Below are 24,459 nucleotides of genomic sequence, written 5' to 3'. Positions count from 1 at the left end.
GAGGGTAATGGCCGAGGGCGCCGGACGAGGAATCGCCCGCCGGCGGGTACAACGGCATGCCGGAGGGGACGTTCGCCCCGGGACACCCGATGACCGCGGGAACAGTGTGGAGGAGAAGGCAGGCACCGATGAAGGGGGCAGTGATGTACGGCAGGACGAACCACAGGACCTGGCCCTCGGACCCGGTGCGGACGGTGATGATGTGGCCCGTCGCGACCGTGGAGACCGATGCCTCGATGACCCAGGTCGCCGAGGCCCTGTCCGCCGACGAGATCGGTGCGCTGTGCGTCGTCGAGCACGGCGCGCTGGCCGGCATCGTCTCCGAGCGGGACGCGGTGACCCATCTGGCTGCCGGCGCCAACCCCGCCCACATGACCGCGGGCGAGATGATGTCGTCGGACCTGATCACGGTCGGCCCCGAGGACTCCGTGCTCTCGGTGGCGCGAATGATGCGCGAGGCCCAGGTACGCCACCTGCCGGTCGTGGACGACGATCAGATCGCGGGCATCGTCTCGATCCGGGACGTGTTCAACGTACTGATCGACGCGGCTGCCGACGACGCCGAGGTGGTCTTCGTGCCCAGCGGCTCGCGGGTCGTCGTCCGCACCGAGTGACCCGGTCGCACAACCAGCCCCCACACACTCTCGGCGAGACGAGACCCGCTGCCGGGTCAGCCGGTCTGGCCGTCGACGGACTGCCGGATGAGGTCGGCGTGGCCGTTGTGGCGGGCGTACTCCTCGATCAGGTGCGCCAGGATCCAGCGCAGCGTGAAGGTCTCGCCGGTCCGTGGACTGGCCAAGGCCGACTCCGTGTCCAGCCCACCACGCCCGAGCGCATCGTCGACGACCGCATCCGACCTCCGCACAGCCTGATCGAAGAGCTCCCTCAGCTCGATCGGGCTGTCGTAGCGCGCGGACTCGATGTCCCAGTCGGTGTCCCAGTCCATGGTGTCGAACGGGGGCGCGTAGCCGGCGTCGCGGAACCAGTGGTCGAACCACTGGGACTCGACCAGGGCGAGATGTTTCATCAGCCCACCGAGCGTCAGATCGCTGGGAGGCAACGTCATGGCCAGCTGCTGCTGGGTGAGCCCAGCACATTTCCAACGCAACGTGTCTCGCTGGTAGGCGAGCATCCCGCGCAGCACGGCAACCTCGTCGCCGTGCCGGGGCGCCTCGGTGCGCTCATCGATGTCGAAAGCCTGTGCCTCGCTCACAGGTCGAGAGACTACGAGGGAACCAGCTCTCAGCGGCGTGCGGTCACAGGCCCTCGACGTGAGTCAGGACGCGGCTCGTCAGTGTGTCGATCAGGGATGCCGAGTGCGGAGGACCGAACCGATGATGAGGAACGCACCAGAAATGACAAGCAGAATCGGCCCGACGATCAGCACCACCCACAGGGTGACGGTCTCGGACAGCTGGGTCCCGCTCACCCAGCTGTTCCATGCGTCCCTGCCAACGGTCGAGGCGATGGCGCTCGCCATGGCCAGGGCGAGAAGGGCGCCCCCGGAGATCGTGGAGGCGACCAGGAGCGGCCACCGAGGACCCCCGCCGGCCGCCCCCAGGCCGAAAGCGGAGGCCCCCAGGACCACGAGCAACAAAGCGGCGATGACGATCATCTGACTCTCCTTCAGAGCACACTTGCCGGCCAGCGATGGCCGGGCGGAGCCGCGCAAGGGCAGCGCCGCCCATCCAGGCAGTGCGAGGTTGGTACCTCCAGGGTGGCCCGTCCTCCGGGTCACGCACCTGAGCACGACGACTCAGATCCTTCGGCTGATCAGCCGCCCGAGCCGCGCGGGCAAGCGACATGTGAGCGAGCTGGGAAAGGCCGGGCGCACGTCAGCTGTGTCGGTTCGGCGAGGCTGGTCAGTGGGTGCGGAGGTAGAGCCCGACCGCCACGAGGACGACGACGCTGAGGCTGCCGAGCCCCTTCCCGGTCCAGGGGCCCTTGACCCCACCGCCGGCGGCGTCGATTCTCTGTTTCTTCATGTGCGCGGCGGTAGCCGGTGCTTCCACGTCAGGCATGCTCCGCACTCGGGGCTACAGAACAACGACCCTTGCCTTCCAGGACCATCGGCAGGCTGATCCCCACGTCCGCACATCGGCATGAGCGAGCTCGGACGACGGCCTGAGAGTGCGCTTCGGGTTGAGCTCCGGTCGCGGACCCGGCTCCCGCCCAGGTCAGGACTGAGGGACTGATCCGTGAAAGTGCCTGAGCCGCCATCGCCCGTCTCGGAGGACTGCGACGCATGTCAATCGGAAAGCCGAGCGCTCTCCGAGCGCTTGACCCTGCGCATCGTCAAACCCCACCGTCCCCACCACGGCGAACACCACGACAGTCGGCTCGGCCAGCACCGGCACCACTCGGTCCCAGTCCCAGCGGACCACGCCGTCCTGAGCCAACATGCTCGACACATAGTCCCTGCTGTGCTCCGCGTCCAGGCCCTGTCCCGCTGCACCGAAGACAACGACCTCGTCATCGAGCAGCCTCATGACAGCGGCGAGATCGTGCGCGGCGAACCCCCGTTGGAGCTCGGACAAGATGCCGCGCGCCAGCTGGTCCGCGTCAGTCATCGCGCAATTCTCCCACAGCTGGACATCGCGCATCGGTGTTGCCACCTGGGCCACGAACTGGTGCATGCGAGCTCGGAACCGCGCGGTCTCCGGATGACCTACGTGACCACTCATCGGCGCCGGCGCGCGCGGACAGCGGCATGAGCGGATGGCAGCCGGTCGGTCTGGGCTGCATGTCCGTGCTGATTCCGGGTACTCAGACAGCAGCGTTGCTCCTGCCCTTCAGGCTCGGCCGGACGCGCCCTTCTCCTCTGGTTGAGGAGCAGGGATGACGCGCCGGCGCGCGAAGCCACGACGCGTCGAGCAAGGGGTAGCGACGAGGCGGGTTCGCACCCATCACCTCGTCCCGCTCCCAGATCGCCATCGCACAAGTCGGCACCACTATGGGGAGGAACTCATGTTCGACAAGAAGACCAACATCGCAGCCCAGGAAGCCTTCGGTGAAGCCATCAACACCGGCGACATCGACGCGTTCGACGACCTCGTCGATCTGAACAGCATCGACCACGACCCGGCACCGGGACAACAGCCCGGACCGGAGGGCTACAAGCAGTTCTTCGGTGAGATGCGGAGCGCCTTCCCCGATCTCCACGTCGATGTCGAGAACCTGCTCGCCGACGGCGACCAGGTCGCCTTCGCATACACGCTCACCGGCACCCATCAGGGTCCTTTCAAGGGGCACGAAGCCACCGGCAGGACCATCGAGGTCCGCGGCCTGCAGATCAGCAAGTTCGCCGAGGGCAAGATGACAGAACGCTGGGGCAGCACCGACGAGATGGGGATCCTCACCCAGCTCGGACTCGACTGAGTGACGCTCAACCACGTCAGACGAGGGAGCGGCAGCCCGCTGCTGCTCGTGCACGGACTAGGCGCCGGGTGGCGCTCCTGGTCGCCAATCCTCGACGAGCTGGCCAAGCACCGCGAGGTGATCGCCCTCGACCTCCCGGGGTTCGGCGAAACACCGCCGTTGACCGACGAGGTCTCGATCGCCACCCTGACCGACTCCGTCGCGGACTTCATCCGCGACCACGAGCTCGACGGCATCTCGACCGTCGGTCAGTCGATGGGCGGTCGGATCGTGCTCGAGCTCGCGCGTCGGGGCGTCGGCGGCGACACCGTGGCCCTGGACCCGGGCGGCTTCTGGAGCGACCGTGAGCTCGTCCTCTTCGGCGCCACCCTCCGGCCGTCGATCGCGCTGGTCCGAGCGCTGCGAGGCATGCTGCCACAGCTGCTCGGCAGCTCGGTGGGACGCACACTCCTGCTGGCGCAGCTGTCGGCGCGCCCCTGGGCGCTCTCGCGGGAGACCGTGCTGCCGGACGTCCGCGGGCTGGCCGACTCCCCGTCGACCGGCGCCGCGTTGGACGCGTTGACCAGGGGTCCCAAGCAACAAGGAGCCCCGGCCGGCACCGTGCCCGGGCGGGTAACGATCGGCTGGGGTCGTCGTGACCTGGTGACCGTGCCGAGACAGGCCGCACGCGCCACGGACCTGTTCCCCGACGCTGTCTTGCACTGGTTCGAGCGGTGCGGCCACTTTCCACAGTGGGACGCACCGCACGAAGCGACCCAGCTGATCCTCGACCACACCGCCGGAGAGGTTCTCGGATACTGACGTCGCTCGTCGAAGCACGGCCTTCGGGAGGCGTCCTTCCAGGTCTGGGTGGTCGCGGAGCAGGATGAGGTGTGGCGCTTCAAAGCCAGGAACGACGTTGTCGACCACGTCGAACCGGCCTCAGGAAGCATGGGAACCGCGACGCGCTGCCGAGGCGGCGCGCTTGGTTCGCCGCCTAGGGCGAGCCGGGCCACGGGGTTCGGTGTCGTCTACCAGCCCTGAGGACACCGCTTGCGTCGCACGTCTGCCGCGCGGACAGCGGCATGAGGGGTCGACAGGGACGTCTGACAGTCGGCGCTCAGCAGTCAGCTCAGTTGTTCATGCAGTGTTGTGAGGTCGCCCAGGACCCATGCCGAGGTGAGTCGGCCTCCGTGGCCGGTGAAGAAGGCGGCGCCGGAGTAGGTGAACCGACGTCCTGTGGGTGCCAGGCCGACCAGTGGGCCGGTGTGGGTTCCGGTGTACTGCAGCCTGACGGCTGCGTGGTCGCCGTCGGCAAGCAGGGTGACGATGTGGTTGTGGAAGTCGGCCGACCCCGCTCGGACGGTGTCGCGGTAGGAGCGCCATTCGGCAAGGCCCCTGGTCTCGGTGCCCAGAGATCCACGGAAGACGAAGTCTTCATCGAGGAGGTCTTCGATGGCGTCGTTGTCCCAACGGTTCCACAAGTCCTCATAGAACCGTCTGATCAGCTGTTCCACAGCACGCAGTATTGCTGTCCCGAGCCGGCGGAGCAGGCAGGTGCATCCGCAGGTGTGCGTGCGGACGGCGGCATGCGGGCGATGACTCGCGGCGTCCGGCGCCATGGCGAGGGTTCGCTCACTCGCTCAAGGCTGGGTCAGCGTCGGCGATAGGTCAGCTCGATGTCCGGCAACCAGTCGCCGCCCGCCTCTGAGCGCTCGACATGACCGGTGAGTTCCGCACCGCCTTCGCTGAACGACGAGACCCAGCGCTGTGCGAATACCGGATCATCGTTCCACCACCGCCAACCTGTTTCATCGAGCTGGACGGAGAAGACGCGATGCTCCCCGCGAGGGTCGAAGTAGTGCATCGTCGGTGAGCCGTCGAGGACTGCGGTCACAGACAAGGCGTCCGGGATCTGTGGGTGGTCGTAGTGGGCCTTCAGCAACAATAGCTGCTGCTCGTCGAGCCAGGTCACCTCTGCGGTGCCGGTGATCGGCTCACCAGGTAGCAGCGGATGTTCGCCCTCGATCGACCACGTACCGACGAGGACGCTGGGAATGAAGTTCATGACCGCAGTCAAGCAACTGGTTGCAGGTGACCGCGACAGACCCACACACAGGGGCGTCGGTACCAGCCATCTCAGCAGCTGATCTGTCAGTCGTCATGTGTGGTGGCGTTGGGTGGACCATCGAGGACACGTGGCGCGTATTCGAGCTGCTGGATTCGGCCGTCGAACACAGTGCTGCTGATCAGGTCCAGGGCGACATCGGGATAGCCGTCGTAGATGCGCTCGCGGCCGGTGATCCCGGTGATGACCGGAAACACGCTCACTCGGAAGCGGTCCACCAGCCCGGCGCGCAACAGTGAGCGGCACAGGGCCAGGCTGCCGATGGTGCGCATCGCCACCGTGCCGTTGGCCTTCATGTCTGCCACTGCGGCGACCGCATCGCCCGTGACAAGCCGCGTGTTCGGCCACGACAGCGGCTCCTCGAGGGAGTCCGAGAAAACGACCTTCGATTGGCCCGTGAATCCCTCGGTTCCCGGCGCACCATCCCCAGTCACACCCGAGATCAGCCGGTAGGTGGTCGGGCCCATCAGGAGCAAGTAGCCGGCCGACGGGTCCTCCTCCAGGGAGGCGAGATACTCGGGTCCCGCGAGCCCCCAATGACCCGGCCAGCCCTCGCCGGCACCGTAACCGTCGAGCGACGTGATGAAATCCACCAGCAGTTCTGGCATACGTGCCTTCTCCTTGTTCGCGTCCTGGATGCTACGGGCGACTGCCTGCACAGCGGTGAGGGATACCACCACGGAGCGGCGTTCGTCCTCCCCAGTGATATTCAAGAACGGTGTTCGTGACAAGGGTCGGGGTCTCGGCTGAGCCGCCAGCCAGGTCGATGGTCGACTTCGCGGCCGTAGGTGACATAACCGAGCCGCTGGTCGTGCTCGGGAGCTGAGAAGTCCCACGCGTGAGCTTGGGCCCACCGACATCCACCGGTGACAACCCCCGCTCAGACCTCCTCGGGCTCCATCACGATCGAGCCGGTCGGGCACTCCTCCACGCACAGCCCGCAGCCTTTGCAGTAGTCGAGGTCGACGGCGTACTCCCCTTCCGGGCCGAGCTTGATCACCGCGTTGTCGGGGCAGTAGGCGAAGCAGTTGTCGCAGGAGATGCAGCCACCGCACGAGAGGCAGCGCCGGGCCTCGTAGAGCGCGTTGTCGGCGTCGAGGCACTGGACGACCTCCTCGAACGTCGTCTGCCGCCGCACCAGCTCCAGCTGGGTGCGGTGCTGGCGAGGTGCGTCCTCGAAGTACCACGTGTTGAGGGAGTCGTACGGCGCCAGCGCGGGCGCCGCGGGCAGCTCCGGCACACGCCCGTCGAGCCAGTCGCCGATCCCCAGGGCCGCGGTCCGGCCGTGCCCTACCGCCACGGTGGCCGACCGCTCCCCCGGCGCCACGTCGCCACCGGCGAACACACCCGGCCGGCTGGTCATCAGGGCGGCGCCCCGGGTGACGACCGTGCCGTCCTCCACGTCGAGGCCGGGGGCGTTGCCGAGCAGCGACAGGTCGGTGTCCTGCCCGAGGGCGAGGACGACGGAGTCGGCGGCGAGGCGCTCGGTCTTGCCGGTGGGCTGCGGGAAGCCGTCGGCGCCCAGCTCCATCAGCTCGACGGTGATCCCGTCCGGGTCGACGTGCTGGATGGTCGACAGCCAGCGGAACTCGATGCCCTCGTCCTCGGCCTCACGCACCTCGAGGTCGTGGGCAGGCATCCGCTCGCGGGTCCGGCGGTAGACGATCACCACCTCGGAGGCGCCGAGCCGGCGAGCGGTCCGGGCGGCGTCCAGGGCCGAGTTCCCGCCGCCGTACACCGCGACCCGGCGGCCGAGCAGCGGGGCGTCGCCCTCCTCGACCGCGCGCAGCACCGAGACGGCGTCGACGATCCGGGCGGCGGAGGCGGCCGGCAGGTAGGCCCGGCGGCCCAGCCGCGCGCCGACCGCGAGGAAGGTCGCCTCGAAGCCGCCGGCCGCGATGGTCTCGTCGAGGTCGGTCACCTCGCAGCCGAGCTCGAGGGTGACGCCCAGGTCGAGGATCCGGGCGACCTCGGCGTCGAGGACCTCGCGCGGCAGCCGGTAGCGCGGGATGCCGTAGCGCAGCATTCCGCCGGCAGCGGCCGAGGAGTCCTTGACCGTGACCGCGTGCCCGGCGCGGGCCAGGTGGTAGGCCGCGGAGAGCCCGGCCGGTCCGGCACCGACCACCAGGACCCGATGCCCGGTGGGGGGATGCAGCGGCCCCACCGACCAGCCGTGCCGGATCGCCTCGTCCCCGAGGAAGCGCTCGACCGAGTTGATGCCGACGGCCTCGTCGAGGCTGCCTCGGTTGCAGGCCGTCTCGCAGGGGTGGTAGCAGACCCGGCCCATCACCGCGGGCAACGGGTTGACCTCCATGATCGTGCGCCAGGCCTGCTCGTAGCCCGGCCCGCCGGACTCCGCGGCGTACAGCCAGGAGCGGACGTCCTCACCGGCCGGGCAGGACGCGCCGCACGGCGCCGTCGGCTTCACGAAGACCGCGCGCTCGGTGCGCCACGACCCGGTCAGGTCGGCCACGCTCGACCCGGGTCCGAGGCTGACCGCGAAGGGGAGGTCCATCACCGCTCCCCGGTGCCGAGCAGGTCGTAGCGGGCGATGGTCCGGTCCCCCTGCCGCTGCAGCCGCTCGACCACCTCCGGGTGGCCGGGGTCGCCGAACAGGTGCCGGAACCTCGCCTGGGTGCGCAGGTAGTCCGCGACGGGAACCTGGCGCCGGATCCTGCTGACGGCCGTGACGTCGCCGTACTCGGCCTCGAAGACCGCGAACATGCCGGACTCGGCGGCCATCCGGGCGACCCGGACCGTGTCGGCGGACTCGGTCCCCCAGCCGAGCGGGCACGGCACCAGGACGTGCAGGTAGCGAGCGCCGTGCAGGCTCATCGCCCGGGTGACCTTGCGCTCGAGGTCGTGGAGGTCCGCGACGGTCGCGGTGGCGACGTACGGGATCTCGTGGGCCATCGCGATCACCGGGAGGCTCTTGCCGGTGCCGAACGCGTTGCCGGTCCGGGTGCCCACGGCGCGGGTGTTCGCGGTGCTGGCCGCGGGCGGCGTCGCCGCGGAGCGCTGGACCCCGGTGTTCATGTAGCCCTGGTTGTCGTAGCAGACGAAGAGCACGTCGTCGTTGCGCTCGAACATGCCGGAGACGCACCCGAGCCCGATGTCCACGGTGCCGCCGTCGCCGGCCTGGGCCACGACCCGCACGTCATCGCGCCCCTGGGCCTCGAGGGCGGCGGCCACCCCGGAGGCCACTGCCGCCGCGTTGCCGAAGAGCGAGTGCAGCCACGGGACCTGCCACGACGACTCGGGGTACGGCGTCGAGAAGACCTCGAGGCAGCCGGTGGCGTTCACCGTCACCATCCGGCCCTCGCTGGCCCGCATCGCGGCGTCGAGCACCACCCGCGCGCCGAGCGCCTCCCCGCAGCCACGGCACGCCCGGTGCCCCGACGTGATCGCGTTGGTGCGGGCCGCACTCGACTGCTCGGTGCCCAGCGAGGGGTCCATCAGGCGGTTGCCCGCCGCGAAGGTCCCGATCTGGTACAGCTTGACGTCGCTCATGTCCATGCCTTTCCCCACTCGTCGGCGCCGAGCTCACCGCGTGTCACAGCCTGCGGACGGTCCGTCCCCTCGCGGTCCAGCTCGCGCACGACGAGGTCGACGTCGAGATCCGGGAACGACAGGGCCCTGTCCGAGACCTGGCCGTCCAGCACGTCGTCGAGGAGCCGGCGCAGCACCGCCCGGGTCACCGGCCGACCGCCCAGCCCCAGCACGACGTCGTACACCCGGGTCTGCTCGGCGGCCAGCGAGAGGCGGACGTCGGCGCCGAGGATGCTGCCCGAGCCCACCGAGAAGGCACGGTTCAGCACGATCACCCGGCTGACGCCGGAGAGCGCCTCGCGGATCTCGTCGAGCGGCCACGGCCGGAAGCAGGTCACGCCCAGGGTGCCCACGGGCACGCCGGCCGCGCGCAGGTCGTCCACGACGTCGGCCGCAGCGCCGAGCACGGAGCCGAGTGCGACGACCGCGACGTCCGCGTCGTCGAGACGGTACGACGTGGTGAGGCCGCCGGTGTCGCGACCGACCACGTGGAGATAGCGGTCCGCTGACTCCTGGACAGCGTCGAGAGCCTGGAGCTGCCGGTGCGCCTCGAGGAACTTGACCTCGGTGAACGCCTCGGGCCCGACCATCGCGCCGATCGTGATCGGGTCGTCGGGGTCGAGCACCTGGGCGGGGGCGAACGGCGGCAGGAACGCGTCGACCTGCTCCTGGGAGGGGAGGTCGACCTCCTCCACCGCGTGGGTCAGCACGAAGCCGTCCATGCAGACCATCACCGGCACCGAGAGCTCCTCGGCCAGCGCGAAGGCCTGCACGTGCAGGTCGACGGCGTCCTGGTTCGAGGCAGCGAAGAGCTGGAGCCAGCCCGCGTCGCGCTGCGACATCGCGTCGGAGTGGTCGTTCCAGATGTTGATCGGAGCACCCAGCGCGCGGTTGGCGACGGTCATCACGATCGGCAGCCGGAGCCCGGAGGCGTTGGGGAGCGCCTCCGACATGAACAGCAGACCCTGGCTGGCGGTGGCGGTGTAGGCGCGGGCACCGGCGGCCGAGGCGCCGATGCAGGCCGACATCGCCGCGAACTCCGACTCCACCATCAGGTAGCGGCAGGTCCCGACCCGGCCGAGTGAGACCAGGTCGGAGAGCGCTTCGACGATGTGGGTCTGGGGCGAGATCGGGTATGCCGCGATCACCCCGGGACGGCACATCGCCACCGCTTCGGCGACCGCCCGCGAACCTTCCATCTGCCTACGCACGACGACGACTCCCTCCGGTGGCCAGGACCAGGCCCCGCTCGGCCAGCTCCGCGTTCAGGTCGCCCGCGGCCGCGCCGAACCGCTCCCGGATCGCCGCCTGCAGCGAGGTCAGGCTCACCACACCGGTCAGCCCGGCCAGGGCGCCGAGCAGTGCGGTGTTGGGAAGCGGCCGGCCGAGAGCGGCGCGGGCCAGGTCGGTGGCGGCGACGGTGACGATCCGCCGGGGCTCGAGCTGAGGGGCGAGCGCCGCAAGATGGAGCGTCTCGGGGCTCCCCGAGCTGTTGACGAGCAGATAGCCGTCGTCGGTCAGCCCGTCGAGGACCCCGGGCAGGTGCAGCAGGGTCGGGTCCTGGACCACGACGGCCTGGGGCTCGGTCACCGGGTCATGGGCGCGGATCGGCCGGTCGTCGATCCGGCAGTAGGACACCACGGGTGCCCCGGTGCGCTCGGATCCGAAGCTGGGGAACGCGAGGGCCCTCAGGCCCTGCGAGAAGGCCGCGACCGACAGCAGTTCGGCGGCCGTCACAACCCCCTGGCCACCGCGCCCGTGGAACCTCACCTCGAAGGTCACCGGGACTCCTCCCGTCCAACTGGTCCGACCACCTGAGCGTGTCTGCGCCACCGCACCCCGGGCAGGGCCGGACGTCCCCCCGGGTCGGGACCGCTGGCACCCGCCGGGGTCGTCGAGCGTGCCGCGTCAGCCGCGGGCGCCAGCCAGGGCGTGGCGACCGTCGTGCTCGCGCTCCTCGTGCAGCGGCGGCACCACCTCGACCACACATTCGGCGTCGCGGATCACCGCGCGGGCCGTGCTGCCCAGGTAGTGCACCAGTCCGCCGTGACCCGGCCGGGAGATCATCAGGATGTCGGCGGTGCGGGACAGCCCGACCAGCGCGAACGCAGCCTGGCCGTGCACCAGGTCGACGTCGACCTGCACCTCCGGGAAGGCCAGCCGGTGGTCGATCAGCGCGTCCTCGAGTGTCCGCTCCTGCTCGACCAGCCAGGCCCGACGCAGGGTCCGCTCCGCGATCGCGTCGTCGTACGGCGACACCAGGTGCCAGGCGTGCACGACCGTCAGGTCCGACTGCGTCTGGCGGGCGAGCGCGAAGGCAGCGCCCAGGAGGTGCTCGGCGTGCTCGGTGGACTTCAGGCCGACCACGATCCGGCGTCCGGCGCCGGCCCGCGGCTCGTGGGCGCCCAGCGGAACGATCGCGACGGGGCAGGTGGCACGGGCCGCGATGCCGGTCACCACCGAGCCGGTCCACAGCCGCTCCACCAGACCGTGGGGTGCGGCGCCGAGCACCAGGACGGCCGCGTCGTGGGTGTGCCAGACGAGCGCGTCGACCCGGGAGCCGATCAGGAGGGTGCTGACCACCTCGAGGTCCGGCACCTCCGCCACGGCGACGTCGCGGCTGTGCCGCAGGGTGGTGTTCCCCGACCGGCGGATCTGAGCGTCCGGCACGGCCCCGAAAGGCCCCGCAGGCAGGCCGGGAGGTACGACGTGCACGACCTCGAGCTCCACGCCACGACCCTCGGCGGCCCGGGCGGCGTACCTCACCGCGGCCAGGCTCCCCTCGCTGCCGTCGGTGGCGACGACGACGTGCCCTGTCAGCGTGGCGGTGGTCATGGCCCCTCCATCTGTCCCGCCGGGCGGGCCCGGTCCGGGAGCTCGTTCGTGACTGGTCCTCGCTTCCAGCACACCGTCTGCGGGGCGCCCCGGACAGGGCCCTTCGGTCACGGCCGTGACCCGTTGGTCACCCGCCCGGGCGACGAGGCGTCGGGCCGACCTCCGGTCCTGCCGGTGCCGGGTCACGGGACGGTTGCGCTCCGGACACGTTTGGTCACCGGGTCTCGGCACCGACCGTGCCGGCTCCCTAGGTTCGGGCCATGTCCGAGTCCACTGCCGGTGCCGCCTCTGCCCACGACTTCGACTTCTGGGTCGGCGAGTGGGACGTCTTCGGCCCCGAGGGCCGCCAGGTCGGCACCAACTCCATCACCGCGCTGTTCGGCACCGGCGCCCTGGCCGAGCACTGGCACGGGTCCGGAGACGTCGAGGGCCGCAGCCTGAACGCCTGGGACGAGCTCCGCGGCTGCTGGCACCAGACCTGGGTCGACTCCGCCGGTGGCGTGCTGATGCTGGACGGAGGCCTCCGCGACGGGGCCATGGTGATGGAGGGGCTGGCGCCGGGCGAGGCCGAGGGCTCGGCCCCCGAGCACCAGCGGATCACCTGGACCCCGACGTCCGGCGAGGTCCGGCAGCACTGGGAGGTCTCCTCCGACGGAGGTACGACGTGGCGCACCGCCTTCGACGGCCGCTACGTGCGCCGTACGACGTGACGCCCTCCCGCCGGTCGCAGCAAGTCAGGACAGCGGCGCCCAGTCCTGTCCGAACCAGCGCCGGATCCGGCTGGTGCCGAACTCGCCCTTGACCGCGGCGAGCTCCACGGACGGTCCCTCGAGGAAGCCCGAAGGTGCCGCACCGTCGGGGAAGGTCACGTCGACCACGGCGACCTCCTGGTCGCCGAACTCGACGTAGCAGACCCCGTGGCCGTCGTAGGCCGGGCCGCCGCCCTGGCCACGTACCTGCGCCAGGATCGCCTCGGCCACGACCGAGGCCTGCCCCTCGGCGAAGACCCCGGCCTTGGGGGTGCCGGCGCTGGTGACGTCACCGACGGCGTACACCCCCGGCCAGCGCGTCGCCAAGGTCCCACGGTCCACGGCCACCCACCCGTCGGTGGCCATCCCGGATCTCTCCACGACCTCCGGCACCCGGTGCACCGGCACCCCGAGGAACAGGTCGTAGGGCAGCTCGCTCCCGTCGTCGAGCACGGCGACGTGGCGCTCCGGGTCGAGCCGCTGCACCGCGCGATGGGCCCGCAGGTCGATGCCGCGCTGGTCGAACGCCTCCGTCAACGCCGCCGAGGTCGCCGGTGACGGCGGGACCGGGCTGGGGAGCGGCAGCACGAGAGTGATCGAGGAGCGCTCCCGCTGCCCGCGGCGGGTCAGGTGCTCGTGGACCAGGAGGGCGGTCTCGCTCGGGGCCGGCGGGCACTTGTACGGCGTCGACATCACGCCGATCACCACCCGCCCTCCCTCGAAGCGCTCCAGCACGTCGCGGGCCGCGAAGGCACCCGCCTCGCTGTAGAAGTCGACGCCGTCCTCCGCCAGGCCCGGGGTCGCGGTCGGGTCGAGGTCCGATCCCAGCGCCAGCACCAGGACGTCGGCCTCGAAGGCGCCCGACGTGGTCTCCACCCGCCTGGCCACGGGGTCGATGGCGAGCACCTCGGCGTTCACGAAGCGGACCCCGGGCGCGGCGATGTCCTCGTAACGGTGTCGCACCTGCTCGGGCTCGAGGCGCCCGAACATCACGTCCAGCTTGGAGAAGCCGAAGACGAAGTCCTCGGTCCGGTCGACCAGCACGACGTCCACCCCGTCGCCCAGCTCGTCGGAGAGCCGCGTGGTCAGCTCCAGACCGCCGAATCCGGCGCCGAGCACCACGACACGCAACGGCTGTCGATCGATCCCGGGCATGGCATCCCCTCTCGTGCTGAACGACCGTCCGAGACCGGCGACACCGTACTGCCGCCGACGTCGGGACGCCACGGGTCGAGAACGGGCGAGGACCCGACCCGCGCCAGGGTGCAGAATCAGTGCCGTGGTGACGGGGAGGGTGACCGCCGACGCTGGGGTGTCGGCGATCTCGGCACGCGAGGCGGAGGTGCTCGCCGCCGTTGCCGACCACCTCACGAACGCCGAGATCGCGGAGCGCCTGTTCATCTCGGTGCGCACCGTCGAGAGCCACGTGTCGTCGCTCCTGCGCAAGCTGCAGGTCGACGACCGCCGCGAGCTGGCGAACGCGGCCGAGGACTACCTCACCGTGCCGGCCACCCGCTGGCCCGACCGGGGCCCGTCGTCCTCACTGCCGACCCCGCTCACGTCGTTCGTCGGTCGCGAGTCCGAGGCGTCGGCGCTCGTCGCCGCACTGACCGAACAGCGCCTGGTCACCGCGATCGGGCCCGGTGGCGTCGGCAAGACCCGGCTGGCGCTCCGCGTCGCCCGCGACGTGGAGGCGCACTTCCCGGACGGCGTGTGGTTCGTCGACCTGGTCTCGGTCACCGACCCCACCCTCACCGCGACGGCGCTCGCGCTCGTCCTCGGCCTCAACGAGAGCCAGGGCCGGTCGATCGAGGAGGTGGTCACCGGCTGGCTGGCGCCGCGCACCGCGCTGCTGGTGCTCGACAACTGCGAGCACGTGCTCGACGGCGTCGGGGTGCTGGTCGAGCGGCTGCTGGCCGGCTGTCCGTCGTTGACCGTGCTGGCCACGAGCCGGGCCCGGCTCCTGCTCCCCTTCGAGCGCGCCTTCCCCGTGCCGGGTCTCTCGGTGGAGCCCCACCCCGACGGCCGCGCCGACGCCGTCGAGCTCTTCCTGAGCCGCGCCGCGGCCGGTGGCGCCACCGTCGCGGACCACGACCTCCCGCGTGTGGTGTCGCTCTGCCGTGGCCTCGACGGCATGGCGCTGGCGATCGAGCTCGCAGCAGCCCGGCTGCCGACCCTCGGTCTCGACGGGCTGGAGTCGGGCCTGGCGGACCGGCTGGTCCTCCTCACCGGCGGGTCCCGGCTCGACGACCGGCACCGCTCCCTGCGCTCCACCCTGGACTGGAGCTACCGGCTGCTCGACGAGCCGGACCGCGCTCTCCTGCGCCGGCTCTCGGTCTTCGCCGGACCCTTCGCAGCCGCCTCGGCGGCCGAGGTGCTGGCGGGGTGGGCACCACTCGGGTCCCCGGAGGAGCCGGTGCCCTCGATCCTGGCCCGGCTGGCCGACCACAGCCTGCTGGTGACCGCGACCACCCCCGGCGGCACCCGCTACCGCGTCCTGGAGACGATCCGCCAGTACGGCGCCGCCCTCGTCGAGGACGCCGGCGAGACCGCGGAGCTCCAGGCCCGGCACCTGGCCTGGATCCTGGCTGCGGCCCGGCGGATGCTGCCGCCGGTGATGGACGGCCCCGAGGGCGACGCGTGGCGGGCCGACTTCGACGTGATCTCGGCCGAGACCCGGCAGGCGCTGCCCCGGGCGCGCTACGTGCCCGACCAGCGGGAGCCGGCGTACCAGGTCTCCCTGCTGCTGGCCGAGCTCTCCTTCGACCGTGGCCGGCCGGGCGAGGCCCAGCGACGCTACGAGCTGGCCGCCGAGCTGGCGCCCGACGACGCCGCGGCGGCCTCCGCCCTGAGACTGGCGGCGGGGGCTGCCGAGGGGCGACAGTTCGGCAACGAGGCGCTGCGGCTGCGCCAGCTGGCCGCGGAGGCGGCCCTGCGCTCCGGCGACCGCACCGGCGCCGCCCTGGAGCTGGCCCGGACCGCCGAGCTGATCAACCGGGGCCCGGGCATCATCGCCACGCTGCCACCGGAGGGGGAGGTGCGGCGGCTGCTCGACCGGGCCCGCCCCCTCGCTGACGGCGACCTGGCCGCCGAGAGCCGGATCCTGACCGCCGCGGCCTTCGACGCCGACGAGCGGGACCCCGCGACCGTCGACCTGGTCGAGCGCGCCATGGAGCTGGCCCGGGCGGCCGGTGACCCGATGGGCGAGTCCGCGGCGCTCGACATGCGCTGCACGATCCACACCGCCCACGGTGAGCCCGCCGAGGCCCTGGCCTGCGCCGTGTTGCGGACCGACCTGCTGACGCGGGTGCCGGTGACGGCGGACTCGGCGCTGGAGTTCTTCGACGCGTTCCAGATGGGCTCCGCCTGCGCCGTGGCCGCGGGCGACCTGCGGGCAGCGCACCGGCTGGGCGAGGGACTCTGCGACCTGCCCTTCTACCGCGAGGAGGACCACCTCGCGACCTCCCGCCTGATCGTGGTCGCGCTGCTCAGCGGGGCGTGGGACGAGGCGGTCCGGCTCTCGGTGCTGTTCGAGCGCGGGTGGGAGCGGGCCGGGCGCCCGATCGCCGGCAACCTCAGCCCCGCGCCGTACGCCGCCGCCACGGTCCACGCGCTGCGCGGTGACGACGTCCGGCGCCAGCACTGGAAGGACGTCTCCGCGACCCTGGCCACGCCCGGACGGCCTCGCGAGACGATCCACTTCGGCGACTTCTTCGACGCCCTCGTGCTGCTCCACCGTGGGCAGGCCGGCGATGCGGTGACCCTGCTCGCCGAGGACCCCGAGGAGTTCGTCAACCACTACAACGGCATGTGGCGGCCGTGGTACGCCTCGGCGTGGGCCGAGGCCGCGGTGCTGGCGGGCCGTCCCGACGCGCACGAGCGTGTCGCCCGGGCCGTGCCGCTGGTCGCCGGGAACCCGATCGCCGAGGCGGTGGTCCGGCGGGCGTCGGGCCTGGCGGCCGGGGCGAACGACGAGTCCGGCCGTGCCGGTCTGGTCGCCGCGGCCGCCGAGCTCCGGCGCCTGGGCGCGCGCTACCAGTGGTTCCGGACCCTGGTGATGCTGGGCGGAGCGGACCGCGAGCGCGGCGAGCAGGAGCTCGCCGCGCTCGGGGCCACCCCCATGGCATGGGCCTGACTGCTCAGCGACGGGCCTCGATCACCAGGTTGAACGGCGTGCGCGTGGCCACCCGCACGTGGGAGAAGCCGGCCTCGTTGAGCACCTCCTCGAGCCGCTTCGGCCCGGCCTGGGCCCCCAGCCCGAGGCCGACCTCCTGGTCCAGCGACGACGGCGTGCAGATCACGGTCGACAGGCCGTAGTAGAGCCGGCTCACCGGGTTCAGGTTGTCCTCCAGCCGCTCCCCCGCGGCCGGCTCGACGAGCAGCAGGGTGCCGTCCTCGGCGAGTGAGTCCCGGATGTGTCGGGCGGCACCGACCGGGTCACCCATGTCGTGCAGGCAGTCGAACAGGGTGACCAGGTCGTAGCCGGCACCGGGCAGATCCTTCGCGGAGCCCACCTCGAAGCGGGCGCGCCGCTCCACCCCGGCCTCGGCCGCCGCCTCGCGGGCCGCGTCGATCGACGGGCCGTGGATGTCGTACCCGACGAACGACGAGTGCTCGAACGCCTGCGCGAGGATCACCGTCGACGCTCCGAGCCCGCAGCCGACGTCGGCCACACTGGCACCGTCCCGCAGCTTCTCGACCACGCCGTCGAGCGCGGGGAGCCACGAGTCCACCAGGTTCGCCGCGTAGCCGGGTCGGAAGAGGCGCAGCGCACCGGTGTACAGCCGGTCGTCGTGGTCGCCCCAGCCGATCCCGTCGCCGCTCCGGAACGCCTCTGCGAACGCCTCGTGGTCGGTGTAGCAGGAGGCGATGGTCTCGAAGGCTCCGTCGAGGAAGACCGGGCTGCTCTCGTCGGCGAGCACCAGCGCGTGCTCAGCGCTGAGCTCGAAGGTGCCCGCGGCGGGTTCGTAGGCGACGTACCCCCCGGCGGCCTGGTTGCTCAGCCACTCGCGGACGTAGCGCTCGGAGGTGCCGGTCCGGGCGGACAGCTCGGCCGCCGTCAGCGGGCCGGCCCCGGCCATCGCGCGGTACAGCCCGAGCCGGTCGCCGAGATGGACCATCAGGCCGGAGATGGCGGCGGCGAGGTCGCCCACCGCCTGGTGCACGAACTGTTCGAGGGCTGCCTCGTCGAGACGGGGCGTGTCGGTCACGGTCATCGGTTGCTCCTTCGGACGGGTCGTCCTGGTGTCGGTACGACGTGCGGCCGGCCGGGTGGACGGCTCCCGGAAACCCTGCGCCGGGGGCCCGGACACCCGCATCCGTGCTCACCACGGAGACCACCACGGAGTCCGCGGATCCGTGCTCCGCACCGATGTGCGCGCGCCCCGCGCGCCACAGGCTTGACCACGCGCGGCGACCCTGCCGCACCGTGGGAAGGAAGCATCGTGATGACTCACCACCTCCTGGAGCAGCTGGCGACCCAGCGCCAGGACGTGCTGGCGGCGCGGGTCCGGGCCCGCCACCCTCGCCCGACCCCTGTCCCGGCGCCGGGCGCCGGGCGCGAGGCGGGACCGGCCACGCGTCGTACCACCGCCCGGCGCTCCGGCTCCTGGTCCCGCCTCGCGGCGTTCGTGAGCCGGGCATGACCGATCTGCTCGCGGCCGGGGGCCGCCCTGCCGAGGCAGCGGCCGCTACGAAGCCCCGCCGGGGAGTCTTCGCAGTGACCGCCGCCGGCGGCCTGCTGGTCTCGCTCGACGTGTCGGTGGCCAACGCCCTGATGCCGGCCATCGGGGTCGACTTCCGCGGCGACGGCCGCGCGGCGGTCTCCTGGGTGATCACGGCGTACGCGATCGTCTTCGCGGCCACCCTGGTCCCGGCCGGCCGGATCGCCGACCGGGCCGGGCGACGGCGGACCTACCTCGGTGGCCTGGCCGTCTTCGCGCTCGGCTCCCTCGTGTGCGGCTTCGCCCCCAGCCTGCCCGTGCTGGTCGCCGGTCGCGCCGTGCAGGGGCTCGGCGCCGCCGCGTCCTCACCGGCATCGCTCGGCCTGCTCCTCGCCGCCACCGGCGACCGGGACCGCGCCGGCTGGACCGCGCGCTGGACCGGCGCGGCCGCCCTGGGGATGACCGTCGGACCGTTCGTCGGCGGCTTCCTGACCACGCTCGGTGACTGGCGCTGGGCCTTCCTGGTCAACCTGCCGATCGTCGCGGCGATCACCCTGGCCGCACCCCGGCTGCTTCCGGAGACTCGCCGGCATCCCGGGCGGCGGCTGCCCGACCCCGTCGGCGCCCTGGTCCTGACGTCCTCGGCCGCGGCGGTCACCCTGGCCCTGTCCGAGGTCTCGGACTGGGGGCTGACCAGCCCCCGCGTGATCGGCAGCCTGGTCGCGGGGGTCGCCCTGGCGTTCTACTTCGTACGACGTTCGGCCGGCGTCGCGGACCCGTTGCTCGACCTGGCGCTGCTGCACCGTCGCCGGGTGGCGGTGGCCGTCGCGGTCTCCGTGCTCTACGCAGCCGGCCTGTTCTCCATGGTGCTGTCGTTCATGCTGTTCCTGGTCGGGCGCTGGGGCCTCGACCTGGTCCAGGCCGGCGGCTGCCTGGTCCCGATGGGCCTCGTCGTCGTGCTGCTCACCACCCGGGTAGGTCGGCTCGCCCGGCTGGTCGGCTACCGCACCCCGATCGCGGCCGGTGCCGGGGTGATGGCTGTCGGGCTCGGTCTGAGCGCGCTGACGCTGTCGGGTGACCACTTCGAGCCCCGGTGGTACGCCCTCGCCGTCCTGCTCGGGATCGGTGTCGGCCTGTGCTACCCGCTGCTGGCCGCCGCGGCCGTGCACGGACTCGACCGGGCCGATCTCGCCGCCGCCTCGGGGCTCAACCAGAGCGGCCGCCAGCTCGGCGCCGCCCTCGGCGTCGCGGTGTCGGTGGGCCTGCTCGGCCCGTCCGCGACCCCGTCCCCGGCCCACTTCCACGCCGTCTGGCTGGTGGCTGCCGGCTTCTGTGCCCTGGCGGCCGCCGTCGCCACCCTCTTCCCGCCCGGCACGTCAGACCACCGCCGCCCGGGTCCCCGCACCACACCACGACCTGAACTGGAGCTGACCACATGATGCCCGCCGACCTGATCTACGCCCTGTCCAGCGACCAGCAGCGCGCCGCACTGAACCGGGAACGCGCCCGGCGGGTGGCCGCCCGCGTCGCCGCCGAGCATCTCGACCGCGAGCAAAGGGCCGCAGCGCGCGCCGCCCGGACCGAGACCCGCCGTCGCTGGGTCCGGCGCCACGTCCCGGCCCGACCGACCCAGGAGTGCACGTCATGACCGCCTGCCCGACCACCACCGCGGGCGGACTCGCCCCGGCCGTGGTGCGGGCGGTGGAGCCGCTCGCACCCGGTGACGTGGCCACCGTCCTGGAGGTCTTCGACCAGCTCGGGCCGCGGTCGCGCGAGCAGCGGTTCCTGACCGCGAAGCCTCGCCTGACCGCTGCCGACCTGCGCGCCCTCACCGACGTCGACGACCACCACCACGTGGCGCTGGTCGCGCGCGACCGTGCCTGCCGTCCGATCGGGGTCGCCCGGTTCGTCCGCGACCCCGACGACCCGGCCGTCGCCGAGGCTGCCGTGGCCGTGGTCGACGCCTGGCAGGGACGCGGCGTCGGCACCGGCCTCGCCCGGGCCCTCACCGCCCGTGCCCGTGAGCTCGGGGTCACCCGGGTGTCGCTGACGATCGCCCACGACAACGAGGCGGCGGTCCGCCTGATGCACGGTGTCGACGGGGTTGCCACGCGGGTGGGCTGGGACGAGGGGACGGCGGACTTCGAGGTCTCGTTCGAACCTTCCGCGCGACCGGTCCACCGTCGTACCGTCTCGGCGCTGAAGGGATCTCGGCCGTGACCCGGGGCGAGGCCCGGCCGGACCGGATCCGCACGCTGCTCGGCGTGTGGGCGCATCCCGACGACGAGGCCTACCTCTCGTCCGGACTGATGGCAGCGGTACGCCGCGCGGGCGGCCGGGTGGTCGTGGTCACCGCCACCCGCGGTGAGCACGGGACCGACGACCCTCAGCGCTGGCCACCGGAGCGGTTGGCCCCGCACCGCGAGCGCGAGCTGAGAGACAGTTTGGCCGTGGTCGGGGTGCACGAGCACCGCTGGCTCCCCCACCGCGACGGCGAGCTGGCGGACCTGCCGCTCGCAGCCGGGGCGGACGCCCTGGTCGGGGTGCTCGAGGAGCTGCGGCCCGACACCGTCGTCACGTTCGGACCCGACGGGATGACCGGCCACGACGACCACCGGGCCGTGTCCCGGTGGACCACCGAGGCCTGGCGACTGACCGGGCAACGGGGTGAGCTGTGGTACGCCACGCTGACGCCGGAGTTCCACGACGAGTGGGGTCACCTGAACGAGGAGGTCGGCCTCTGGTTCGCGGGGCGTCCCCCGTCGACCCCCCAAGCCGACCTGGCGGCGCACCTCCACCTGACCGGTCGCCGGCTGACCCAGAAGCATCGCGCGCTGCGGGCTCACGCGTCGCAGACGCGTGGACTCGAGGACCTCGTGGGTGCCACGGTCTACCGCCGCTGGTGGGCCGACGAGAGCTTCGTGGCAGCGCCCCGTGTCGCGGCGCGCCGGCTCGGCTGACCTGCGGGGCGCCACCGTTCAGAGGTAGGTGTCGCGGATGTGGGACTCGGCGAGGTCGAGGGAGGTGGGCACCGAGGCCACCGACGACAGGAACGAGTCACGGTCCAGGGTCCACAGCTCGAGGTCGCTGAGCGCGGTCACTGTCGCCGTGCGGGGCACGTCGTGCAACAGTGCGATCTCCCCGAACCAGCCACCCGGCCCCAGCTCCCGGACCGCCGCCCCGTCGATCCTGACCTCGACCGAGCCCGACCTGATCACGTAGAAGAGCGACCCCGGCTCGCCGCTGCGGACCACCACCTCCCCGGACCTCACCTCCTCGCGGCCCGCGTCACGGGCCAGCCGCTCCACGATCCGAGGTGCCAGCACCGCCAGGATCGGCACCCGCAGCAGCAAGGTCAGCACCTCGACCGGGACCGCCGCGTCGTCGTCGAGCCTTCGCACCATGGCGTACGACGCCAGCGCCACCGCCGGCAGGAACGAGCCCGCCACCACGAACGCCCACCGCGGACCCACCGCCCCGACCAGGCCGGGTGCGACCACCGTGCCCAGGGCGATCCCGGACATGGTCATCGCCTCCTGCAGGCCGAACATGGCGCCGAGCAGGTGGTCGGGCAGCAGCCGCTGGATGAAGGTGCGCGAGGTGATGTCGTAGAACGCCTTGCCCGCCCCGCTCACCGCGACCAGCACCAGCGCGACGACCGGCACCGAGGCCGTGCCGGCCAAGGCGAACGCGGCCCCGGCGGCAACCGCCCCCAGGACGAGCGGCCGGGCCAGACGCTGGCGCCCGATCAGCACGATCGTCAGCCCGGCCCCCAGGAGGCCGCCCAGGCCGATCGCGGAGTTCAGGACTCCCGGGCCGGCGTCGGACATCGACAGCACGTCGAGGGCCAGCAGCACCAGGAGGATGTCCATCATCCCGACCAGCACCTGCTCGGCGGCGATCAGTCCCGACATCAGCCGGGCGGACGGGTCCCGCAGCAGGTCGCGGATCGGTCGCTCACCGTGCTCGCTGGCGGCGGTGGGCCGCCGCTGGCCGGAGGACTCCAGGCGCAGGGTCAGCGCCACGGACACGAGAGTCGCCGCGCCGAACGTCAGCAGCACCACGCCCGGTCCCCACAGTGTGAGCAGCCCGCCGCTGGCCAGCGGTCCGGCGAAGGTCCCCAGTGCCTCGAGGGAGCCCGACGCCGCGTTGCCCGTGGTCAGCTCACCGGTGGTGTGCGAGATCTCGGGCAGCAGCGCGTGGTGCATCGGCCGGGTCAGGCTCGCCGCGACCCGTGTGGTGGCCGCCAGCAGCGCGACCACGGCCACCGGCGCGCCGGCGCCGAGGGCGAGACCGAGCCCCAGGTAGGCGACCGCCTGCGCGGCATAGCCGGCGCACACCGCGCGACCGCGTGGAAGACGGTCGAGCAGGGCCGCCGCGGGTGAGGCCAGCAGGGCTCCCGGCAGCAGCTGGGCGAGGCTGATCGCGCTCGCCCCGCGGACGCCACCCTCGCCGTACCCCCAGACCAGCAGCGCGATCCAGGTGGCCCACTCCGCGATGTTGAAGACCAGGAAGGCGGCGAGCACCCGCCGCAGCCGCGGGTTGCGCAGCGCCTGCCGGACCACCGCCCAGCGGCCTCCGGGGTCGGTGCCGACGATCACCGAGGTGCCCGGACCAGACGTCGGGTGCGCACGCTGCGCCTCCTGTCCTCCGGACCGAGAGACCGTCACTGTATCCAGCAGCGGTCCCCGGCCCGGTGAGCCCGGCACTCGGGACGGCGGGGCGACGGTGGACAATCCCGGCATGAGCTCAGGGAGCGGCACGACGTCCACCGGCAAGCGGCCGACCTCCCGGCTGCTGCACGTGCTGGACGACCTGTCCTCGACGTCGTGGGTCGCGCTCACGATCGTGGGCCTCGACCTGCTGTGGGTGCTCTTCTCCCTGTGGCTGCAGTTCCCCACCCGGCTGGAACGGGTCTTCCAGACCCTGGTCGCGGCGATCACGCTGGCGATGGTCTTCGTCATCCAGCACACGCAGGCCCGCGAGCAGGAGGCCACCCAGCGCAAGCTCGACGAGATCCTGGCCGCCCTGCCCGACGCCGACAACTCGGTGATCAGCCTCGAGGACGCGCCCGACGACCAGCTCCGGGCGACGGCTCGCAAGCACCGCGAGGTGCGCGACTCCCACGTCGGCGACGACTGAGTCCCGACGACGCCTTGAGCCGGGACCTACGGCCCCGGGCCCGGCGACCTACGACCCTCGCCCCTCCTCAGTACCCACCCGACGCTGGAGGGAGGAGGAACCATGATCTTCGTCGCCATCGCCGTCGCCCTCGTGGGCATCCCAGCGTTGATCATCCTGGCCCTACGTCAATGGGGCCAGCAGGATGCCCGCACCGAGACCCGGCTGCACCAGTCGCAGACCCACACGGCGTCGTACGACGTGCCGGCCGGTCAGGACCCGGCACCGCTGCGCACCGCCTTGAACCACGCCAGCTTCAGCACCGTGCTGGGGCACGGCGACGCAGGACGCTCGCTGATCGTCGAGTGCGACGAGGCCGACCGGGCGCGGGTCCGCAACATCCTCGAGCAGGAGCTGCCGCGGCACGCCATCCCGGTGCACTTCCAGGACGAGTCGGTCTGAGACCGGCTCGGATCCTCAGGGACAGCGGGCCGCCAGCACGCAGAACTCGTTGCCGGCCGGGTCGGTGAGCACCACCCAGCTCTGCTCGCCCTGCCCGACATCTGCGCGACGGGCCCCCAGCGCCAGGAGACGACGTACCTCCTCGTCCTGGTCGGCGTCGGCCGGATTGAGGTCGAGGTGGAGCCGGTTCTTGACGATCTTGCCCTCCGGCACCCGGGCGAAGGTCAGCGTCGGCGGCACCGGACCCGGCCGGTCCCTGCCCTCCGGCACCTGCGGCGGGCCGATCGTGACCACCTCGTCCGCGTCGTTCCCCTGCACCTCGTAGCCGAGGACCGCGCACCAGAACTGCGCCAGCCCGACCGGGTCGGCGCAGTCGACGGCGAGCTCGGTGAACTTGCTGGTCATGTGCAAGACCTCCGGTAGGCGGGTCGACGGGGTACCAGTCTGCCGCGACGATCGTTCGAACACATGTTCGGTCTATGTGTCACCATGTCCCATGGCCGGAGGGATGAGGCGCCGCAGCGACCGTCCGTCCCTGGCCGAGCGCATCCATTGTGACCCTCCCCCGTCCCAGGCCCCCGTCCCGCGAAGGAGC

28 protein-coding genes are annotated in these 24,459 nt (G+C 72.1%); 12 read left to right on the top strand and 16 right to left on the bottom strand.

The window, feature by feature from the left end:
* Positions 1 to 143 precede the first annotated feature (143 nt).
* On the top strand, positions 144 to 614 hold the full coding sequence (locus E3N83_RS04745; protein ID WP_191907954.1) for a CBS domain-containing protein: 471 nt from the start codon (positions 144 to 146) through the stop codon (positions 612 to 614).
* Positions 615 to 670: 56 nt separating this feature from the next.
* Here the strand turns inward: E3N83_RS04745 and E3N83_RS04740 are convergent, their stop codons facing one another.
* The 4 genes from E3N83_RS04740 to E3N83_RS04730 all read right to left on the bottom strand — a co-directional run bounded on the left by E3N83_RS04740 (position 671) and on the right by E3N83_RS04730 (position 2,636).
* The gene (locus tag E3N83_RS04740) at positions 671 to 1,213 is read right to left on the bottom strand and encodes a DinB family protein (RefSeq protein ID WP_202879324.1); all 543 of its coding nucleotides are present in this window, start codon (positions 1,211 to 1,213) and stop codon (positions 671 to 673) included.
* Positions 1,214 to 1,303: 90 nt separating this feature from the next.
* Complete coding sequence (locus tag E3N83_RS04735; RefSeq protein WP_151082209.1) at positions 1,304 to 1,615, bottom strand: hypothetical protein; 312 nt, start codon at positions 1,613 to 1,615, stop codon at positions 1,304 to 1,306.
* 247 nt (positions 1,616 to 1,862) lie between these two features.
* A complete protein-coding gene (locus E3N83_RS20185; protein ID WP_272950290.1) occupies positions 1,863 to 1,985 on the bottom strand; it encodes a hypothetical protein in 123 nt (40 codons plus the stop codon).
* A 192-nt stretch (positions 1,986 to 2,177) separates the two neighbouring features.
* On the bottom strand, positions 2,178 to 2,636 hold the full coding sequence (locus tag E3N83_RS04730) for a nuclear transport factor 2 family protein (protein WP_191907953.1): 459 nt from the start codon (positions 2,634 to 2,636) through the stop codon (positions 2,178 to 2,180).
* 202 nt (positions 2,637 to 2,838) lie between these two features.
* On the opposite strand from E3N83_RS04730, the gene E3N83_RS04725 reads away from it, so the two are divergent.
* Together E3N83_RS04725 and E3N83_RS04720 are read left to right on the top strand one after the other, a co-directional pair.
* Complete coding sequence (locus tag E3N83_RS04725; protein ID WP_202879323.1) at positions 2,839 to 3,378, top strand: ester cyclase; 540 nt, start codon at positions 2,839 to 2,841, stop codon at positions 3,376 to 3,378.
* Positions 3,379 to 4,179, top strand: a complete 801-nt coding sequence (locus E3N83_RS04720) for an alpha/beta fold hydrolase (protein WP_151082207.1) — start codon at positions 3,379 to 3,381, stop codon at positions 4,177 to 4,179.
* A 305-nt stretch (positions 4,180 to 4,484) separates the two neighbouring features.
* Here the strand turns inward: E3N83_RS04720 and E3N83_RS04715 are convergent, their stop codons facing one another.
* The 8 genes from E3N83_RS04715 to E3N83_RS04680 all read right to left on the bottom strand — a co-directional run bounded on the left by E3N83_RS04715 (position 4,485) and on the right by E3N83_RS04680 (position 11,869).
* A complete protein-coding gene (locus tag E3N83_RS04715) occupies positions 4,485 to 4,874 on the bottom strand; it encodes an ester cyclase (protein ID WP_191907952.1) in 390 nt (129 codons plus the stop codon).
* 137 nt (positions 4,875 to 5,011) lie between these two features.
* Entirely contained in the window at positions 5,012 to 5,425 is a 414-nt protein-coding gene (locus tag E3N83_RS04710; protein WP_151082205.1) for a hypothetical protein, read from the bottom strand.
* Positions 5,426 to 5,511: 86 nt separating this feature from the next.
* Positions 5,512 to 6,093, bottom strand: coding sequence for a dihydrofolate reductase family protein (locus tag E3N83_RS04705; RefSeq protein WP_151082204.1), 582 nt, complete (start codon positions 6,091 to 6,093; stop codon positions 5,512 to 5,514).
* Positions 6,094 to 6,365: 272 nt separating this feature from the next.
* A complete protein-coding gene (locus E3N83_RS04700) occupies positions 6,366 to 8,000 on the bottom strand; it encodes an NAD(P)-binding protein (protein ID WP_191907951.1) in 1,635 nt (544 codons plus the stop codon).
* Positions 8,000 to 8,995 (bottom strand): thiamine pyrophosphate-dependent enzyme, encoded by a 996-nt coding sequence (locus tag E3N83_RS04695; protein WP_151082202.1) that lies wholly within the window; start codon positions 8,993 to 8,995, stop codon positions 8,000 to 8,002. The genes E3N83_RS04700 and E3N83_RS04695 overlap by 1 nt, the downstream gene beginning before the upstream one ends.
* Complete coding sequence (gene porA, locus E3N83_RS04690) at positions 8,992 to 10,233, bottom strand: pyruvate ferredoxin oxidoreductase (protein WP_238343068.1); 1,242 nt, start codon at positions 10,231 to 10,233, stop codon at positions 8,992 to 8,994. Before porA ends, E3N83_RS04695 begins: the two co-directional genes overlap by 4 nt.
* A 4-nt stretch (positions 10,234 to 10,237) precedes the next feature.
* Entirely contained in the window at positions 10,238 to 10,816 is a 579-nt protein-coding gene (locus tag E3N83_RS04685) for a 2-oxoacid:acceptor oxidoreductase family protein (protein ID WP_151082200.1), read from the bottom strand.
* A gap of 126 nt (positions 10,817 to 10,942) precedes the next feature.
* Positions 10,943 to 11,869 carry a universal stress protein gene (locus E3N83_RS04680; RefSeq protein WP_151082199.1) on the bottom strand — a complete coding sequence of 309 codons (927 nt, stop codon included), beginning with the start codon at positions 11,867 to 11,869 and terminating at the stop codon, positions 10,943 to 10,945.
* 260 nt (positions 11,870 to 12,129) lie between these two features.
* On the opposite strand from E3N83_RS04680, the gene E3N83_RS04675 reads away from it, so the two are divergent.
* Positions 12,130 to 12,579 carry a hypothetical protein gene (locus E3N83_RS04675; protein WP_151082198.1) on the top strand — a complete coding sequence of 150 codons (450 nt, stop codon included), beginning with the start codon at positions 12,130 to 12,132 and terminating at the stop codon, positions 12,577 to 12,579.
* A 24-nt stretch (positions 12,580 to 12,603) separates the two neighbouring features.
* Here the strand turns inward: E3N83_RS04675 and E3N83_RS04670 are convergent, their stop codons facing one another.
* Positions 12,604 to 13,773: an NAD(P)/FAD-dependent oxidoreductase gene (locus tag E3N83_RS04670; RefSeq protein ID WP_151082197.1), complete on the bottom strand. Its 1,170-nt coding sequence runs from the start codon at positions 13,771 to 13,773 to the stop codon at positions 12,604 to 12,606.
* 139 nt (positions 13,774 to 13,912) lie between these two features.
* Here E3N83_RS04670 and E3N83_RS04665 point away from each other — a divergent pair, with 139 nt between their 5' ends.
* A complete protein-coding gene (locus E3N83_RS04665; RefSeq protein ID WP_191907950.1) occupies positions 13,913 to 16,753 on the top strand; it encodes an ATP-binding protein in 2,841 nt (946 codons plus the stop codon).
* A 4-nt stretch (positions 16,754 to 16,757) separates the two neighbouring features.
* On the opposite strand, the gene E3N83_RS04660 is transcribed toward E3N83_RS04665, so the two are convergent.
* Complete coding sequence (locus E3N83_RS04660; protein ID WP_151082195.1) at positions 16,758 to 17,834, bottom strand: class I SAM-dependent methyltransferase; 1,077 nt, start codon at positions 17,832 to 17,834, stop codon at positions 16,758 to 16,760.
* Between the two features lie 231 nt (positions 17,835 to 18,065).
* On the opposite strand from E3N83_RS04660, the gene E3N83_RS19440 reads away from it, so the two are divergent.
* The 5 genes from E3N83_RS19440 to E3N83_RS04640 are packed head-to-tail and all read left to right on the top strand — an operon-like array spanning position 18,066 to position 21,241.
* Positions 18,066 to 18,263 (top strand): hypothetical protein, encoded by a 198-nt coding sequence (locus E3N83_RS19440; protein WP_191907949.1) that lies wholly within the window; start codon positions 18,066 to 18,068, stop codon positions 18,261 to 18,263.
* Positions 18,260 to 19,720 (top strand): MFS transporter, encoded by a 1,461-nt coding sequence (locus E3N83_RS04655; RefSeq protein ID WP_191907948.1) that lies wholly within the window; start codon positions 18,260 to 18,262, stop codon positions 19,718 to 19,720. The genes E3N83_RS19440 and E3N83_RS04655 overlap by 4 nt, the downstream gene beginning before the upstream one ends.
* The gene (locus E3N83_RS04650; protein WP_151082193.1) at positions 19,717 to 19,929 is read left to right on the top strand and encodes a hypothetical protein; all 213 of its coding nucleotides are present in this window, start codon (positions 19,717 to 19,719) and stop codon (positions 19,927 to 19,929) included. The genes E3N83_RS04655 and E3N83_RS04650 overlap by 4 nt, the downstream gene beginning before the upstream one ends.
* Positions 19,926 to 20,501, top strand: coding sequence for a GNAT family N-acetyltransferase (locus tag E3N83_RS04645; RefSeq protein WP_151082192.1), 576 nt, complete (start codon positions 19,926 to 19,928; stop codon positions 20,499 to 20,501). The genes E3N83_RS04650 and E3N83_RS04645 overlap by 4 nt, the downstream gene beginning before the upstream one ends.
* Positions 20,498 to 21,241: a PIG-L deacetylase family protein gene (locus tag E3N83_RS04640; RefSeq protein WP_202879322.1), complete on the top strand. Its 744-nt coding sequence runs from the start codon at positions 20,498 to 20,500 to the stop codon at positions 21,239 to 21,241. Before E3N83_RS04645 ends, E3N83_RS04640 begins: the two co-directional genes overlap by 4 nt.
* An 18-nt stretch (positions 21,242 to 21,259) precedes the next feature.
* On the opposite strand, the gene E3N83_RS04635 is transcribed toward E3N83_RS04640, so the two are convergent.
* Positions 21,260 to 22,951: a cyclic nucleotide-binding domain-containing protein gene (locus tag E3N83_RS04635; protein ID WP_191907947.1), complete on the bottom strand. Its 1,692-nt coding sequence runs from the start codon at positions 22,949 to 22,951 to the stop codon at positions 21,260 to 21,262.
* Between the two features lie 73 nt (positions 22,952 to 23,024).
* On the opposite strand from E3N83_RS04635, the gene E3N83_RS19435 reads away from it, so the two are divergent.
* Positions 23,025 to 23,423, top strand: coding sequence for a low affinity iron permease family protein (locus tag E3N83_RS19435; RefSeq protein ID WP_191907946.1), 399 nt, complete (start codon positions 23,025 to 23,027; stop codon positions 23,421 to 23,423).
* A 102-nt stretch (positions 23,424 to 23,525) separates the two neighbouring features.
* Positions 23,526 to 23,864 (top strand): hypothetical protein, encoded by a 339-nt coding sequence (locus tag E3N83_RS04625; protein ID WP_151082188.1) that lies wholly within the window; start codon positions 23,526 to 23,528, stop codon positions 23,862 to 23,864.
* A gap of 15 nt (positions 23,865 to 23,879) precedes the next feature.
* On the opposite strand, the gene E3N83_RS04620 is transcribed toward E3N83_RS04625, so the two are convergent.
* Positions 23,880 to 24,269, bottom strand: a complete 390-nt coding sequence (locus E3N83_RS04620; protein WP_151082187.1) for a VOC family protein — start codon at positions 24,267 to 24,269, stop codon at positions 23,880 to 23,882.
* Positions 24,270 to 24,459 lie beyond the last annotated feature (190 nt).

The sequence above is a fragment of the Nocardioides cynanchi genome (genome assembly GCF_008761635.1).
Lineage (GTDB): Bacteria > Actinomycetota > Actinomycetes > Propionibacteriales > Nocardioidaceae > Nocardioides > Nocardioides cynanchi.
This window is presented reverse-complemented; position numbering and strand designations above follow the sequence as displayed.